This is a genomic window from Saccharopolyspora rectivirgula DSM 43747, from assembly GCF_000497205.1.
GTDB classification, from domain to species: Bacteria; Actinomycetota; Actinomycetes; order Mycobacteriales; family Pseudonocardiaceae; genus Saccharopolyspora; species Saccharopolyspora rectivirgula.
In genome coordinates, this window is record NZ_AYJW01000043.1 from 1 (window position 1) to 16187 (window position 16187).

A 16187-nucleotide genomic window follows, 5' to 3' on the forward strand; every position below is an offset into this window, starting at 1 on the left:
GTTCTGCAGCTGCGACTTCTCGTTCTGGCAGGACACCACCACGCCGGTCGGCACGTGGGTGATGCGCACCGCGGAGTCGGTGGTGTTCACGCTCTGCCCGCCCGGCCCGGAAGAGCGGTAGACGTCGATCCGCAGGTCCTTCTCGTCCACTTCGACCTCGACCTCTTCCGGCTCCGGGTAGACCAGCACGCCGGCCGCCGAGGTGTGCACCCGCCCCTGGGACTCGGTCACCGGGACCCGCTGCACCCGGTGCACACCGCCTTCGAACTTCATCCGCGCCCACACGCCGTCGGGGCTGGTGTCCCCGCTCTTGCTCTTGATGGACACGGTGGCGTCCTTGTAGCCGCCCAGGTCCGACTCGGTGGCGTCCAGCACCTCCGCCCGCCACCCCTTGCGCTCGGCGTAGCGCAGGTACATCCGCAGCAGGTCGGCGGCGAACAGGGCGGACTCCTCGCCTCCTTCACCGGACTTGACCTCCAGCACGACGTCGGAGGAGTCGTGCGGGTCCCGCGGCAGCAGCAGCTCGGTGAGCCGCTCCTCCAGGTGCGGGATCTGCTGCTCGAGCCGCTCGGCCTCCTCCGCGAAAGCCGGGTCCTCGGCGGCGAACTCGCGCGCGGTGGCCAGGTCCGCCCGCACCTGCTCCAGTTCCCGAGCGCAGCGCACCACCGGGGTCAGTTCCGCGTAGCGCCGACCGAGTTTGCGGGCCCTGGCCTGGTCCGCGTGAATGCTCGGATCCGCCAGCTGCTGCTCCAGATCGGCGTACTCGGCGAGCAGCTCTTCAAGCTTGGTGGTCTGCACTGGCGATCCTCTTCACTTCGGGGGACGGGCAACATGCGAAACGGCGCCCGCCCCCGGGCACTTCCCTCCCGAGGACAGACGCCGTTGCAGCAGCTACTTCTTCTTGCTGTTGGCCTTCGGCCGACGCCCGTAGCGCGCCTCGAACCGGGCCACGCGGCCACCCGTGTCCAGGATCTTCTGCTTGCCCGTGTAGAACGGGTGGCAGTTGGAGCAAACTTCGACGGTGATGTGACCGCTGGTCTTGGTGCTGCGGGTGGTGAAGCTGTTGCCGCAGCTGCAGACCACCTCGGTCACCACGTACTCGGGGTGAATTCCACTCTTCAACGCCTTGTCCTCTCTACTCGGCCGCCGGGTCCCGCCAGCCATTGCCGCCGACGGGTGAACCGGTGCCAGCACCCAATCTGGCATTTTGCCAGACCAGGGCTGCTCGACCTCAACGCGGGGAACGCGCCCGGCTATTCCAGGCAGCTCCGAAGCAGTTTCGAATACCGCCTGGCGCAAATCCGATACCGCCCACCGAACAACGACCACCGGGCGGTGCGTGCGCACCGCGAACGCGGGGCATCCTCTACAGCATGCTCTGTCCGCTCTTTGGACGGCTCACCGTGTGGACCTGGACGCTGCTGCCGCTGCTGTTCCTCGGCAGCGCCATGGGCGTCGCCGCGGCCCTGGACCTGCTCTGGCACGAGCACCAGGAGATCAACCACGAGCTGGTGCTGTCCGCCCAGCTGCTCCTCGGCGGCTCCGCGGCGCTCACCCTGCTGACCGGGCAGCACGTCGACTGGCGACTGGCCAAGCCCTGGCAGCTGCTCCGCTACGGCTACCCCGTCGTGCTGTTCACCACCGCGCTGTGCACCGACACCGTGCAGCTCTCGATGGCCACCAGCCTGGCCGTCGGCTCCGTGGCCGCCGCCCTGCTGGGGGTGCTGCTGACGCGCGGCCACCGGAACACCGCGGCCTGCGCGTAGCGCGGGCCCGCACGAAAAGGGCCGGGCCCGGACGAACCGCCCGAGCCCGGCCCCACATCGGGAACTCAGTCCTCGTCCTTGCCCGGTGCGCCCTTGGCGACCTGCATCAAGAACTCGATGTTGGTCGAAGTCTTGCGCAACCGGTCCTGCAGCAGTTCGAGCGCCTGCTGGCTGTCCAGCGCGGCCAGCACCCGACGCAGCTTGTGGGTGACCGCCAGCTCGTCCGGGGACAGCAGGATCTCCTCGCGACGCGTGCTGGAGGCGTCCACATCGACCGCGGGGAACAGCCGCTTGTCGGCCAGCTTGCGGTCCAGCTTCAGCTCCGCGTTACCGGTTCCCTTGAACTCCTCGAAGATGACGGTGTCCATGGTGGAACCGGTTTCCACCAGAGCGGTGGCGAAGATCGTCAGCGAGCCGCCGTTCTCGATGTTGCGGGCCGCGCCGAGGAACCGCTTCGGCGGGTACAGCGCGGTGGAGTCGACACCACCGGACAGGATCCGCCCGGACGCCGGCGCCGCCAAGTTGTAGGCGCGGCCGAGCCTGGTGATCGAGTCCAGCAGCACGACCACGTCGTGGCCCATCTCCACCAGTCGCTTGGCCCGCTCGATGGACAGCTCGGCGACCGTGGTGTGGTCCGACGGCGGACGGTCGAAGGTGGAGGCGATCACCTCGCCCTTCACCGACCGCTGCATGTCGGTGACCTCTTCCGGGCGCTCGTCGGCCAGCACCACCATCAGGTGGCACTCCGGGTTGTTGGTGGTGATCGCGTTCGCGATCGCCTGCAGGACCATCGTCTTACCGGCCTTCGGCGGGGAGACGATCAGGGCGCGCTGGCCCTTGCCCACCGGCATGACCAGGTCGATGATGCGACCGGTCAGCTGGTTCGGCTCGGTCTCCAGCCGCAACCGCTCGTTCGGGTACAGCGGCGTCAGCTTGTGGAACTCCGGGCGGTTCTTCGCCGTCTCCGGGTCCAAACCGTTGATCGAGTCGACCCGAACCAGCGGGTTGAACTTCTGCCGCGGCTGCTCACCTTCCCGCGGCTGGCGGATCATGCCCTTGATGGCGTCACCGCGGCGCAGCCCGTACTTGCGAACCAGCGACAGCGACACGTACACGTCGTTCGGCCCGGCGAGATAACCGGAAGTCCGCACGAACGCGTAGTTCTCCAGCACGTCGAGGATGCCGGCCACCGGCAGCAGCACGTCGTCCTCGCGGACCTCGGGCTCACCGCCATCGCCGCGCCCCCGGTTGCGCCGGCGGTCGCGGAACCGGCGACCCCGACGGCGGCCACCTTCCTCCTCGCCGTTGGAGGACTCCTCAGCCCGCTGCGAACGCTGCTGCTGTTGCTGTTGCTGCTGTTCGTCCTGTCCGCTGGAGTCAGCCGACTGCTGGGCGGAGGAGCCACCCTGCTGACCGCTGCCGCCCCGGGACGACCGCCGGCGGCGGCTGCTGCGCCGGTTGTCCTCCTCGCCGCTGGAATCACTGGCCTGCTGGCGGCGGCTGCTGCGACTGCGGGCGGAGGCCGTCCCGTTGTTGTTCGACTCCGCCGAGGTGCCATCGCTCTTGGCCGCGGAATCCTTGGTCTCGGAGTCGGCCTCGTCAAGGGCAGGCTGCTGGGCACTGGCGGCCTTGTCCGCGCTGGCCTGGGTTTTCTTCGCGGAGCGAGAGCGCGTAGACGTGCTGCCCCCTTGTTTTTCCTTGATAGCCGCGATCAGGTCACCCTTGCGCAGGCCAGTCGGATCGATCCCCAGTTCCCCCGCGAGTTGGCGCAGCTCGGCAAGAACCATGCCAGAGAGTCCACCGCGTCGACGCGGGGTGCCGTTGGCCTCAGCTGCCCCAGCGGTCGACTTTTCGGGTTCCTGCTGGCTAGTCGAAGGGGTGCCGTTGGCTGCCTCGCTGCTCAACAGTTCGGTGTTGCTCACGAATGTCCTTCCTGACCGGACCACGTCTCCAACGTGGCCCAGCGGATTGCCCGTCCGCTTGTCTTGCTGAAAACGGACGTCCGGTGTGTGCTACCAGCCCTTGTGCCGGTCGGATTCCACACGCGCACGCGAGACGACCGACTTCGGTAATGGCTCGGGGAACCAGCAGCACCGGGCAGTGGGAGACACCCGGCTCGCGTGGTTCACGTGCGACGCATTTACTCCGATCCACACTTGCCGATGCACGCCCTGCTGCCGCCTCGTTCCAGAAATCCCCCACTCAAATGAGCCCCGAACGGACCCGCCCTGTTCGCGAACAGGACATCCGCTCGGAAAGCCCCGGGTTCATCGGCCGACGCCGCAGTACGTCGAGGGGCCTCCCCTGGACCTGAGGTCCCCGTTCGATATCAGCGACGCTGAAGCCGAGGTTCCGGAGCAGCTGCATTGAGTTGACAACTTCTGCCTCGGCCACCGCGACCAGGGAATCCCGCAGTTTGATCTTCACTCGTACCGAGCGGAGTCAATTGCAGCGGGAATGTGTCCCGGGAAACACGTCCCGGACATGACACCGACGACCTGTGCGCGGTGACTGATTGACCTTGAGGGTAGACGCCCTGTCATCCAGGTGCAACAACCCCCGGGCTAGTACGCCCACATAGATCATTTCGCCGGCGGCTTCGCTGCAGCCCCGACATCTCCATTTGTACCACTCAACACCGGCGCAAGCGTCCGCGGGTTCCGCCGAACAGCCCAACCGGAGCAATCACGGCTGCTCCACCCGCACCCCGTCCTGATCGACAGGAGCGGGCAACACCCGGACTCCTTCCGGCACCAACCCGTCCGGCAGCGCACCGCCCTCCGGCAAGGCGAGCACGGTGGGCCCGGCCCCGGACACCGCCGCCGGAACCCCCTGCGCCCGCAGCTTGCGCACCAGCGCGAGGGTCTCCGGCCAAGCCGGCTCCCGGTAGTCCTGGTGCAGCCGGTCCTCGGTGGCCGCCAGCAGCAGCCTCGGATCCCGGGTGAACGCGTGCACCGCCAACGCCGCCCGGCTGGCGGCGAACGCCGCATCGGCGTGCGGCACCTGGGCGGGCAGCAGCCCCCGCGTGGTGTGCGTGGCGGACTCCGTCTCCGGCACCAGCACCACCGGCTGCACGTCCGGGTGCACCGGCATGCGGGCCGCGCTGAACCGCCCGCCCTCGTTCCAGGCGATGACGAACCCGCCGAACAAGCTGGCCGCGACGTTGTCCGCGTGCCCTTCCCAGTCCGCGGTCAACTGCAGCAGCTGCTCCAGGTTCCCGGGGTCCCGCAGGTCCCGCCCGGCCAACGCGTAGGCCGCGGCCGCACCGGTGACGATCGCAGCCGCCGAAGACCCCATCCCCCGCGAGTGCGGAATGGTGTTCTCGCAGCGCAACCGCAACGCCGGGGCGGGCAACCCCAACTCGGCCAACGCCTTGTGGAGGACCCGCACCACCAGGTGCCGCTCGTCCTCCGGCACCCGACCGGCCCCCTCGCCGGAAACCGACACCGAAGCGGTCCCCGGCTCACCGTCGGCGACCGCGACCTCGACCCGGTCGTAGCAGGACAACGCCATGCCCAGGGTGTCGAACCCCGAGCCGAGGTTGGCCGTGGAAGCCGGTACGGTGATCCGCACCGCGGAAAGAGGAAGATCGCTCACACCAGCTCCAGCGCGTTCGCCACCGCTTGCGGGTCCACCGGCAGCGGCTCCACCTCGGTCATGCTGGACAGCGCCGTGTCCGGGTCCTTCAACCCGTGCCCGGTCACCGTGCACACCACCACCGAACCGGACGGCAAGCGACCGTCCTCGGCCGTGGCCAGCAGGCCGGCCACGCTGGCCGCGGAAGCCGGCTCGACGAACACGCCCTCGCGGGAAGCCAGCAGCCGGTACGCCGCCAGGATTTCCTCGTCGGTGACCGCGGCAAACAGGCCGTTCGACTCCTCCTTGGCGGTCACCGCCTTCTGCCAGGACGCCGGGCTGCCCACCCGGATGGCGGTGGCCACGGTCTCCGGCTTCTCCACCGGGTGGCCGTGCACCAGCGGCGCAGCCCCCGCCGCCTGGAAACCGAACATGCGCGGCGTCCGGTCGATCAGGCCGTCCCGGGCGTACTCCTGGTAGCCCATCCAGTAGGCCGTGATGTTCCCGGCGTTGCCCACCGGCAGGCAGTGCACGTCCGGGGCGCGACCGAGCACGTCGCAGATCTCGAACGCCGCGGTCTTCTGCCCCTCCAACCGCACCGGGTTGACCGAGTTGACCAGGGTCACCGGGTGCTCGGCAGCGGTCTTGCGGGCCAGCTCCAAGCAATCGTCGAAGTTGCCCTGCACCTGCAGGATCTTCGCGCCGTGCGCGACCGCCTGGGCCAGCTTGCCCAGCGCGATCTTGCCCTCCGGGACCAGCACCGCAGAGATCAGCCCGGCCCGCGTGGCGTACGCCGCCGCCGACGCCGACGTGTTGCCCGTGGACGCGCAGATCACCGCTTGGCTCCCCGCGGCCAGGGCGTGGGTGATCGCCACGGTCATGCCGCGGTCCTTGAACGAGCCCGTGGGGTTGGCCCCCTCCACCTTCAGGTACACCTCGCTGCCGGTCAGCTCCGACAGGTGCGGGGCGGCCACCAGCGGCGTGTTGCCCTCGTGCAAGGTCACCACGCGCGCCCCCTCGGGGACCTCGATCCGGTCCTGGTAAGCGGCGATCAGGCCGGGCCACCCGGCGCGCACCGGAGCGCCCTGGGGGTTCAACGTCACGACGGTTCACCTTCCACACGCATCACACTGACCACTTCGCGCACCACCGGAAGCTGCGCGATCTTGTCCACGGTGGACCTCAATGCGGCCTCCGGGGCGCTGTGGGTGACCACCACCAAGTTGGCGTCCGCACCGCGCCCCTGCTGCCGCACCACCGAAATGCTCACGCCGTGCTCGTTGAACGTGGCCGCGACCTGCGACAGCACACCGGGTTTGTCCTCGACGTCGATGCTGATGTGGTAGCGGGTCGGGGTCTCCCCGATCGGGCGCACCGGCAGCTGGGCGTACGCCGACTCCCGCGGGCCCCGGCCGGCGACCACGATGTTGCGGGCGACCGCGACGAGGTCCCCCAGCACCGCGCTGGCGGTCGGCGCACCACCGGCGCCCTGCCCGTAGAACATCAACTGCCCGGCGGCCTCGGCCTCCACGAAGACCGCGTTGAACGCGTCGCCCACCCCGGCCAGCGGGTGGCTGCGCGGGATCATCGCCGGGTACACCCGGGCCGACACCGACTCCGAACCGTCCTCGTCGACCACCCGTTCGCAGATGGCCAGCAGCTTCACCGTCCGGTCCAGCGACCGGGCCGCCGCGAACACCCCCGGCGTGATCCCCGAGATCCCCTCCCGGTACACGTCGCTGGCCGTCACCCTGGTGTGGAACGCCAGCGAAGCCAGGATCGCCGCCTTCGCCGCCGCGTCGAACCCGTCGACGTCAGCGGTCGGGTCCGCTTCCGCGTACCCCAGCCGGCCGGCCTCCTCCAGCGTCTCGGCGTAACCGGCGCCGCTGCTGTCCATCGCCGACAGGATGTAGTTCGTCGTCCCGTTGACGATGCCCATCACCCGGTTGATCCGGTCCCCGGCCAGCGACTCGCGCAGCGGGCGCAGCAGCGGGATCGCCCCCGCCACCGCGGCCTCGAAGTAGATGTCCGCGCCGTGCTCGTCAGCCGCCGCGTACAGCTCCGAGCCGTACTCGGCCAACAGCGCCTTGTTCGCGGTCACCACCGACTTGCCGGACTTGAGCGCGCGCAGCAGCAGCGACCGGGCCGGCTCAATCCCGCCGATCAGCTCCACCACCACGTCGACGTCCCCGTCCACCAGCGCGGACGCGTCCGTGGTCAACAGGTGCTCGGGCACCTCCGGGTGCTTGTCCGGCCGGCGCACCGCCACCCCGGTCACCTGCACCGGGGCCCCGGTTCGAGCCGCGAAGTCCTCCGGCTGGTTCTGCAACAACCGCAGCACCTCACTGCCGACGGTGCCGCAGCCCAATAACGCGACCCTGATCGGTTCACGAGCCTCGATCACTCACACCTCCAGCCGGAGCAGGTCGTCCTCGGTCTCCCTGCGCAGCAGCAACCGCGCTTGACCGTCCCGGACCGCCACCACCGCCGGGCGCAACAACCGGTTGTAGTTGCTGGCCATCGAGTAGCAGTACGCACCGGTGGCGGCCACCGCGAGCAGGTCTCCCGGAGCAATGTCCTCCGGCAGCCAGCAGTCTCGCACCACTACGTCACCGGATTCACAGTGTTTGCCCACGATGCGGGACAGGACCGGGCCGCCTTCCGCGCGACGGGACACCAGCCGACTGTCGTAGACCGCGTCGTACAGCGGGGTGCGGATGTTGTCGCTCATCCCGCCGTCCACGCTGATGTAGCGGCGCTGGGCGCCCCCGTCCAGCGAAACGTCCTTGATGGTGCCGACCTCGTAGAGCGTCACCATCCCCGGCCCCACGATGGCCCGGCCCGGTTCCACCGAGATCCGCGGCTGGGGGATCCCGGCCTCCTCGGCCTCGCGCTGCACGATCTCCCGCAACCGGCGGGCCAGCTCCGCCGGCGGCAGCGGGTCGTCCTGGGCGGTGTAGGCGATGCCGAGCCCACCGCCCAAATCCACAATGGAGGCCTCGGCGAGGGCTTCCGCCCCGTGCTCCTGCCGCAGCTGCGCCAACAGCTGGACGACCCGGTGCGCGGCCAGCTCGAACCCGTCCACCTGGAAGATCTGCGAACCGATGTGGCTGTGCAGGCCGGCCAGCACCAGCGACGGGGCCTTCACCACGCGGCGCACCGCCTCCGCGGCGTCCCCGCTGGCCAGCGAGAACCCGAACTTCTGGTCCTCGTGGGCGGTGGCGATGAACTCGTGCGTGTGCGCCTCCACCCCGACGGTGACCCGCACCAGGACCTTCTGCCGCGCCCCCAACTCCTTGGCGACGTCTTCCAGGCGGGCGATCTCGTAGAACGAGTCGACCACGATCAGGCCGACCCCGGCCCGCACCGCGGCGGTCAGCTCGGCCAGCGACTTGTTGTTGCCGTGGAAGGCGATCCGCTCCGGCGGGAACCCGGCCCGCAGCGCGACGGACAGCTCACCGCCGCTGCACACGTCCAGGCTCAGCCCCTCTTCGGCCACCCACTGCGCCAATTTGACGCTCAAGAACGCCTTCGCCGCGTAGTGCACCGCGGCCGGGTCGCCGAACGCCTCGGCGTACTCCCGGCAGCGGGAGCGGAAATCGGCCTCGTCCAGCACGAACAGCGGGGTGCCGAACTCCTCGGCGAGATCGCGGACGTCCAGCCCGGCGACGCGGACGACCCCGTCCTGCCCGCGGGCGCAGTTCCGCGGCCACACCGCCGGGTGCAGCCGGTCCAGCTCCTCGGGACCGTCCGGGACGGGGCCTGCGGTGTTGCCGGGCGGCACAACATCGGCATGCCGGGGTCCGGCGGGATGGGCGCGCATGGCTACGGCTCCTTCAAACCAGCCCGCCAGGAGCGGACTCTCGTCTTCACATCTGTTCCGGTGCGCTTACACCCAGCAGCCCGAGACCGTTGGCGAGCACCTGCCGCGTCGCCTCGCACAGGTGCAGCCGGGCGATCGTCAGCGGGCTCGCCTGGTCGTCACCGGGCTGCAGCACCCGGCAGGCGTCGTAGAACTTGTGGTAGGCGCTGGCCAGGTCCTCCAGGTAGCGCGCGACCCGGTGCGGTTCCCGCAACTGGGCCGCCGAACGCACCACTCGCGGGTACTCGCCGAGGGTGCGGATCAGGTCGCCCTCCCGTTCGTGGGTGAGCAGCGACAGGTCGGCGTCTTCCACCGATCCCCGGTCGATCCCCAGGGAAGCGGCGTTGCGCTGCAGCGACGACAGCCTGGCGTGCGCGTACTGAACGTAGAACACCGGGTTCTCGTTCGTCCGCTTGCTGATCAGGTCCAGGTCGATGTCCACTGCCGAATCCACAGAGGAGCGGAGCAGCGAGTAGCGGGCGGCGTCCACCCCGACCGCCTCGACCAGGTCCTCGATGGTCACCACGGTGCCCGCGCGTTTGCTCATCCGCACCGGCTTGCCGTCGCGGACCAGGTTAACCATCTGTCCGATCAGGACCTCGACCACGTCCGGGTCGTTGCCCAGCGCCGCGGCAGCGTCCTTCAACCGGGAGATGTAGCCGTGGTGGTCGGCGCCCAGCATGTAGATGCACAGCTGGAAACCGCGGCGCAGCTTGTCCCGCAGGTAAGCGATGTCACCGGCGATGTAGGCGGGCCGGCCATCGCTCTTGAGCACCACCCGGTCCTTGTCGTCGTCGAACTCGCTGGACCGCAGCCACCAGGCGCCGTCGGCGAAGTAGACGTACCCGGACTTCTTCAGCTGCTCCACCACCTCGGTCACCGCACCGGAGGTGTGCAGCGAGTCCTCGTGGAAGAACACGTCGAAATCGGTGCCGAACTCGTGCAGGCTCTGCTTGATCTCCTCGAACATCAAGCCCACGCCGTCCCGGCGGAACGTCTCGTGCTGCTCCTGCTCCGGCCGGCTCAGCACGTCCGGGTTCGCCTGCACCACCTTGTCGGCGATCTCCTTGACGTAGGCGCCCCCGTAGCCGTCCTCCGGGATCGGCTCGCCCTTGGCGGCGGCGATCATCGAGCGCACGAACCGGTCGATCTGGGCGCCGGCGTCGTTGAAGTAGTACTCGCGGGTCACCTCCGCGCCCTGGGCGCTCAGCAACCGGCCCAGCGCGTCGCCCACGGCGGCCCAGCGGGTGCCGCCGAGGTGGATGGGGCCGGTCGGGTTCGCCGAGACGAACTCCAGGTTGATCCGGACCCCCTGGTACAGGTCTCCACGCCCGTACTCGGAGCCGCGGGTGAGCACCTCGCGCACGATCTGCCCCTGGGCGTCCGCGGCCAGTCGCAGGTTCAGGAAGCCCGGCCCGGCCACCTCGGCCGAGGCGATCGCATCGCTGGCCGCCAGCGCCTCGGCCAACCAGCCGGCGAGATCGCGCGGCGCGACCCCGACCTTCTTGGCGACCTGCATGGCGAGGTTGGTCGCATAGTCCCCGTGCTCGGGATTGCGGGGACGCTCCACCTTCACCGTCTCCGGCAGGACCGAAGTGTCCAGGCCTTTCGCGGCAAGGGTTTCAACGGCTGTGTTGCGAACCAATTCTGCAAGCGCGGCGGGAGTCACCCTATGCAGTTTAGGGGTGCGTCTTGGCTGTTCAGCCAACGGGTTCGCCGAGTAGCCGGAGCAGTGACTACAGTGCGCACCCGGGCGAACACGTCGGGCAGCGGGAGCGCCCCGCGGCGGCCCGGTTTTCGATGTTTGCCCACCTGCCCTCCGCCGTCTCTAGACTGGCGGATCGAAGTCGTAGGCGAGACGAGGTCCGGAATTACCCATGGCCAGCAAGAAGAAGAAAGCAGCCCGCGGCGCTGTGGTCGAGCAGCGCTCCATCCCCTGGTTGCTGATCGGCGCCGTCACCGTTGTGCTGGTGTTCGCTGTCAGCGTTTTCGGTTACGCGTACAGCTTGTGGTCCGACCAGCGGGCAGTCCGGGAAGCGCAGGCAGCCGCGGAGAAGGCCACCGCTGCTTTCAAACCGTCGCCGGAGAACCCCGACCCGTCGAAGACCATCCCCGGGGTCAAGATCGTCGACTACCCGGGGCAGCTGCACGTCCGTCCCGACCAGCGGGTCGCCTACGACCAGGCGCCGCCGTTCGGCGGGCCGCACGACGGCATCTGGGCCGACTGCATGGGCGTGGTCTACGACGAGCCGGTGCGCAACGAGAACATGGTGCACTCGCTGGAGCACGGCGCGGTGTGGATCGCCTACAACCCGGACGAGGTCGACGAAGCCGGCCTGGAGCGGCTCAAGGCTCGGGTCGAGGGCAAGCCGTACACCATGATGTCGCCCTACCCGGGGCTGGACAGCCCGATCTCGCTGCAGTCGTGGGGCCACCAGCTGAAGGTCGACGACCCGAACGACGAGCGCATCGACCAGTTCATCACCGCGCTGCGGTTGAACAACCACGGCGTCTACCCGGAGATCGGTGGCGCCTGCCAGACCGTCCCGAACATGTTCGACAAGAACGACCCGCCGAAGTTCGACCCCACCCCGCCGGGACCGGACGCGGTGCCGATGAGCGGTGAGGGCAGCTCCCCGGCGACCGGCGAGATGGGGCGGCCGTGAGCCAGCTGCGCGCGAAACCGGTTCGGGTCGTCGCGGCCGTGGCGCTCGGGGTGGCGCTGCTGCTGATCGGTGCGGCCGGCGGCATGTTCCTCGCCATGCCCTCCGGGCAGGAGGGCGGCGAGCCTCGGCCGAGCGCGGTGGACGTGGGGTTCGCCCAGGACATGTCGACGCACCACCACCAGGCGGTGACGATGGCGACCTTGGCGCGGGAGCACGCCTCCGCCAAGGAGATCCGCCAGCTGGCGTTCGACATCGAGACCAACCAGCGCGACCAGATCGGCCGGATGCAGGGTTGGTTGAGCCTGTGGAACGAACCGGCGCAGGCCCCCGACAACTCGATGCAGTGGATGCAGGGCGCCCAGCACCACGACGGCCACCACGGTGGGATGGGGCACGGGCACGGATCGGGGGCCCTGATGCCGGGGATGGCCACCACCGAGGAGCTGGAGAAGCTGGAGTCGCTGCGCGGGCCGGAGTTCGACGTCTACTTCCTGCAGCTGATGCTGCGGCACCACGAGGGCGGCGCGGGCATGGCCGAGTACGCCGCGCAGCACGCTTCCCTGCCCGCGGTGCGGCAGCTCGCCGACAACATGCTCAAGTCGCAGGGCACCGAGAGCGAACTCATGCGCGCCATGTTGGCCAACCGCAACGCTCAGCCGCTGCCCAGCTGAGCCGCACCGCACGTCCGCTTCACGAAGGAAGGGAACTTTTCCGCCGAACCGGGCGGAAAAGTTCCCTTCTTCGTTTCACCAGGTGAGTTCGCGGCACTTGCGGGCGCATTCGGCGGGTTCGACCTGCAGGGTCGCGTGTTCGATCCGGTACCTCTCGGCGAGGAGTCGTTGGGCGGCGATCAGCACTCCGCCGCTGTCGGCGTCCGGACCGGTGGTCAGGTGCGCCGAGGCCACTTCCATGCCGGAGGTGAGCGTCCACACGTGCAGGTCGTGCACGTCGGTGACCGACGGCAGGGCGGCCAGTTCGGCCCGCAGTTGGCGGACGTCGATCTGCTCGGGGGCTTGTTGCACGAGGATGCGCAGTGCTTGCCGGGCGAGTTTCCAGGTGCGCGGCAGCACGAACAGCGCGACTCCCACGGCCACCAGCGGATCCACCCAGGCCCAGCCGAACGCCAGGGTCAGCGCACCCCCCACCAGCACGCCGGCGGAGCCGATGGTGTCCGCCAGCACTTCCAGGTAGGCCCCGCGGAGGTTGAGGCTTTCCCGTGATCCTTCGCGCAGGAGCGCGAACACCGCGAGGTTGGCGACCAGCCCGGCCGCGGCGGTGGCCATCATCGGCAGCCCGGGCACTTCCGCGGGGTGCTGGAACCGCTGGACCGCTTCCACGAAGATGTAGCCGGCGACGCCGAAGAGCAGCGCGGCGTTGGCCAGCGCGGCCAGCACTTCCATCCGGTACAGGCCGAAGGTGCGGCTGCTGCCGGCGGGGCGCCGGGCGGCGGTGATCGCGGCCAGCGCCATTCCCACGCCGAGCACGTCGGTGAGCATGTGGCCGGCGTCGGAGAGCAGCGCGAGGGACGAGGTGGCGATCCCGACGACCGCTTCGAGCAGGAAGAAAGCCAGCAGGATCGCGAAGGCGGCGATCAACCTGTGCCGGTATCGCCCGGATGCGCTCACCGCGCCCACCGCACCGTGGCCGTGGCCGTGGCCGTGACTCATGCTGCGCCTCCTCTCTCCGGCCCAGGTATATAGTTAGATGCGCATGATTGCAATAGTTCTTCCGCCGTAGCGGAGGACCGCTTCATGTCCTCTGTTCAGCGGAAATCCCCCTTGCCGCCCCAGCTGTCCAGGAGTACCCGTGCCCAAACCCACCCCCGAGTGCGAACCGCCGCTCCCGATGCGCTAAGCTGACCAACGTCAGCGCGAGAACAAGCCCTCGTAGCTCAGCGGATAGAGCACTGCCCTCCGGAGGCAGGTGTCGCAGGTTCGAGTCCTGCCGAGGGCGCACCGGAACCCCGAAGTCGTCCAACGGCTTCGGGGTTTTTGCATCGCCGAACCACTTCCCCCGCTCCTCACTCCGATCACCCGGCGGCGAACCCCGCCGGAGCGTGATTGACTGGACCCGACCAATCCCCGTCGAGGAAACAACACCATGTCCGTCCCCACCGTGCAGCTCAACAACGGCGTCGTCATACCGCAGCTCGGCTTCGGCACCTACAAAGTCGGCTACGAAGCCATCTCCACCGCGCTGGCCACCGGATACCGGCTCCTCGACACCGCCGAGATGTACGGGAACGAACGCGAGGTCGGCCGGGCGATCGCCGACAGCGGCATTCCCCGCGACGAACTGTTCGTCACCACCAAGGTGTGGAACGACCACCACGGCTACCAGCCCGCGCTGGACGCCTTCCACGCCAGCAAAGAACGCCTCGGCCTGGAGACCATCGACCTCTACCTCATCCACTGGCCGCAGCCCCAGCTCGGCCTGCACGCCGAAACCTGGCGGGCCCTGGAGGAGCTCTACGCCGACGGCGAAGTCCGGGCCATCGGAGTCTCCAACTTCACCCCCGCCCAGCTGGACGAACTGCTGCAGCACGCCGACACCCCACCGGCGGTCAACCAGATCGAGCTCAACCCCGGAAAGCCCCGCACCGAAGAACGCGCCCACCACCGCGAGAAGAACATCGCCACCCAAGCGTGGGCCCCACTGGCCCGCGGCGGCGTCCTGCAAGAACGAGCCATCCAGGAGATCGCCGACGCCCACGGGCGCACCCCCGCGCAGGTCGTCCTCGCCTGGCACCTGCAGCGCGGCATCATCACCATCCCCCGCTCCAGCAACCCGGAGCGGATCGCCGAGAACTTCGCCGCCACCCAGCTCACCCTCAGCGCGGACGAACTGGACCGCATCGGCGCCTGACCAGCACCCCGGTCGGGGAGTGATCAAGAGAACACCACGCACCGGAACCGACCGGACACCGTTTCCGACCCGTTGATCGACCGGATCAACAGCATCAACGGGACGGGAACATGAACACCGACGAGCCCGGCACCAACCGCACAGCACCAGCCGACCCCGGGTGGCGCCAGCTCCGACCGCTACTCCTGCGCCTCCACTTCTACGCCGGCGTCCTCGTCGCCCCCTTCCTCGTGGTGGCCACCCTCACCGGGCTGCTGTACGTCTTCACCCCCCAACTGGAGCAGCTGCTCTACGAGGAGCAGCTGCACGTGCCACCCGCCGCGGTCACCCAACCGCTGAGCGACCAGGTCGCCACCGCCCGAGCCGCCATGCCCGGCACCGAACTGCGCGCCGTGCGACCAGCCCCCACCCCCACCGACACCACCCAAGTCATCTTCGAAGCCCCGGACCTCCCGGAAAGCCACTACCGCACCGTCTTCATCGACCCGCACACCGCCGAGATCCGCGGCATCCTGCACACCTACGGCAGCAGCCAAGCCCTGCCGATGCGCGCCTGGATCGACAACCTGCACCGGCAGCTGCTCCTCGGCGAACCGGGCCGCATCTACAGCGAACTGGCCGCCAGCTGGCTGTGGGTGATCGTGCTCGGCGGGCTCGTGCTGTGGCTGAGCCGGCGCCGCCCCGACCGCCGCAGCCTGCTGCTGCCGAAGCTCCGCGACCGCGGCCGCCGCAGGACCCTGTCCTGGCACGGCGCCCTCGGCCTGTGGGCGGCGATCGGACTGCTGTTCCTCTCCGCCACCGGACTGAGCTGGTCGCTCTACGCCGGCCAGAACATCTCCGCGCTGCGCGCCGCCCTCAACTGGGAAACCCCGACGGTGAACACCGAACTCCCCCACCGCAGCACCGCCGACATCGGGATCGACCGCGTCCACCAGATCGCCCTCGAACACGGGCTGAGCGGGCCGGTGGAAATCACCCCGCCCGAAGACGGCAGCGCCTACCAGGTGCAACAGGTGCAGCGCTCCTGGCCCACCAAGCAGGACGCGATCGCCGTCGACCCCGCCACCGGCGAGATCACCGAAACCCTGCGCTTCGCCGACTACCCCCTGATGGCCAAGCTCACCCGCTGGGGCATTGACGCGCACATGGGGCTGCTGTTCGGGCTGCCCAACCAGCTCCTGCTCGCCGCCCTGGGCATCGCGCTGCTGCTGCTCATCTTCTGGGGCTACCGGATGTGGTGGCAGCGGCGTCCGGGCGGGCTCGGCCGACCGCCCGCGCGCGGCACCTGGCGCCGAGTCCCCGGCCGCGTGCTCGCCCCGGTCATCGCAGCCGCCGTGCTGATCGCCCACGCGCTCCCCGTGTTCGGGGTGTCGCTGCTGCTCTTCCTCGCCATCGACGGTGTCCTCGGCTGGCTGCACCGCCGCCGCGCCCAGCTGACCACGGGAGGCTGAC

Annotated in this window: 14 protein-coding genes and 1 tRNA gene; 6 read left to right on the forward strand and 9 right to left on the reverse strand. The window is 69.4% G+C overall.

The features are described from left to right. Both SREC43747_RS0112785 and rpmE read right to left on the reverse strand, forming a co-directional pair. Nucleotides 1–798, reverse strand: a 798-nt coding sequence (locus SREC43747_RS0112785) for a PCRF domain-containing protein (protein ID WP_029721658.1), incomplete at its 3' end; no start/stop codon positions are given. 93 nt (nucleotides 799–891) lie between these two features. Continuing rightward, a complete protein-coding gene (rpmE, locus tag SREC43747_RS0112790; protein WP_029721660.1) occupies nucleotides 892–1122 on the reverse strand; it encodes a 50S ribosomal protein L31 in 231 nt (76 codons plus the stop codon). A gap of 251 nt (nucleotides 1123–1373) precedes the next feature. On the opposite strand from rpmE, the gene SREC43747_RS0112795 reads away from it, so the two are divergent. Next, entirely contained in the window at nucleotides 1374–1766 is a 393-nt protein-coding gene (locus SREC43747_RS0112795; protein WP_029721661.1) for a hypothetical protein, read from the forward strand. Nucleotides 1767–1831: 65 nt separating this feature from the next. Here SREC43747_RS0112795 and rho read toward each other — a convergent pair whose 3' ends face one another. The 6 genes from rho to argS form a co-directional block, all read right to left on the reverse strand. Then, a complete protein-coding gene (gene rho / locus SREC43747_RS0112800) occupies nucleotides 1832–3553 on the reverse strand; it encodes a transcription termination factor Rho (protein ID WP_201768699.1) in 1722 nt (573 codons plus the stop codon). A gap of 898 nt (nucleotides 3554–4451) precedes the next feature. Then, on the reverse strand, nucleotides 4452–5363 hold the full coding sequence (thrB, locus tag SREC43747_RS0112805; protein ID WP_029721663.1) for a homoserine kinase: 912 nt from the start codon (nucleotides 5361–5363) through the stop codon (nucleotides 4452–4454). Next, nucleotides 5360–6445 carry a threonine synthase gene (thrC, locus tag SREC43747_RS0112810; protein ID WP_029721664.1) on the reverse strand — a complete coding sequence of 362 codons (1086 nt, stop codon included), beginning with the start codon at nucleotides 6443–6445 and terminating at the stop codon, nucleotides 5360–5362. The genes thrB and thrC overlap by 4 nt, the downstream gene beginning before the upstream one ends. Next, nucleotides 6442–7746 (reverse strand): homoserine dehydrogenase, encoded by a 1305-nt coding sequence (locus SREC43747_RS0112815; RefSeq protein ID WP_029721665.1) that lies wholly within the window; start codon nucleotides 7744–7746, stop codon nucleotides 6442–6444. Before SREC43747_RS0112815 ends, thrC begins: the two co-directional genes overlap by 4 nt. Further along, nucleotides 7747–9165, reverse strand: a complete 1419-nt coding sequence (gene lysA / locus SREC43747_RS0112820) for a diaminopimelate decarboxylase (protein ID WP_029721666.1) — start codon at nucleotides 9163–9165, stop codon at nucleotides 7747–7749. Between the two features lie 46 nt (nucleotides 9166–9211). Then, the gene (argS, locus tag SREC43747_RS0112825) at nucleotides 9212–10873 is read right to left on the reverse strand and encodes an arginine--tRNA ligase (protein WP_029721667.1); all 1662 of its coding nucleotides are present in this window, start codon (nucleotides 10871–10873) and stop codon (nucleotides 9212–9214) included. A gap of 208 nt (nucleotides 10874–11081) precedes the next feature. Between argS and SREC43747_RS0112830 the strand changes: the two genes are divergently transcribed. Further along, nucleotides 11082–11870 (forward strand): thioredoxin-like domain-containing protein, encoded by a 789-nt coding sequence (locus SREC43747_RS0112830; RefSeq protein WP_029721669.1) that lies wholly within the window; start codon nucleotides 11082–11084, stop codon nucleotides 11868–11870. Continuing rightward, nucleotides 11867–12541: a DUF305 domain-containing protein gene (locus tag SREC43747_RS0112835; RefSeq protein WP_051387997.1), complete on the forward strand. Its 675-nt coding sequence runs from the start codon at nucleotides 11867–11869 to the stop codon at nucleotides 12539–12541. The genes SREC43747_RS0112830 and SREC43747_RS0112835 overlap by 4 nt, the downstream gene beginning before the upstream one ends. Nucleotides 12542–12616: 75 nt before the next feature. Here the strand turns inward: SREC43747_RS0112835 and SREC43747_RS0112840 are convergent, their stop codons facing one another. Next, on the reverse strand, nucleotides 12617–13537 hold the full coding sequence (locus SREC43747_RS0112840) for a cation diffusion facilitator family transporter (protein ID WP_029721671.1): 921 nt from the start codon (nucleotides 13535–13537) through the stop codon (nucleotides 12617–12619). Between the two features lie 213 nt (nucleotides 13538–13750). On the opposite strand from SREC43747_RS0112840, the gene SREC43747_RS0112845 reads away from it, so the two are divergent. From SREC43747_RS0112845 to SREC43747_RS0112855, 3 genes are all read left to right on the forward strand, one after another. Continuing rightward, nucleotides 13751–13823 (forward strand) — tRNA-Arg (locus SREC43747_RS0112845). A gap of 147 nt (nucleotides 13824–13970) precedes the next feature. Then, entirely contained in the window at nucleotides 13971–14735 is a 765-nt protein-coding gene (locus tag SREC43747_RS0112850; RefSeq protein ID WP_029721672.1) for an aldo/keto reductase, read from the forward strand. 110 nt (nucleotides 14736–14845) lie between these two features. Next, entirely contained in the window at nucleotides 14846–16186 is a 1341-nt protein-coding gene (locus SREC43747_RS0112855) for a PepSY-associated TM helix domain-containing protein (RefSeq protein ID WP_029721673.1), read from the forward strand. The last annotated feature ends 1 nt before the right edge of the window (nucleotide 16187 follow it).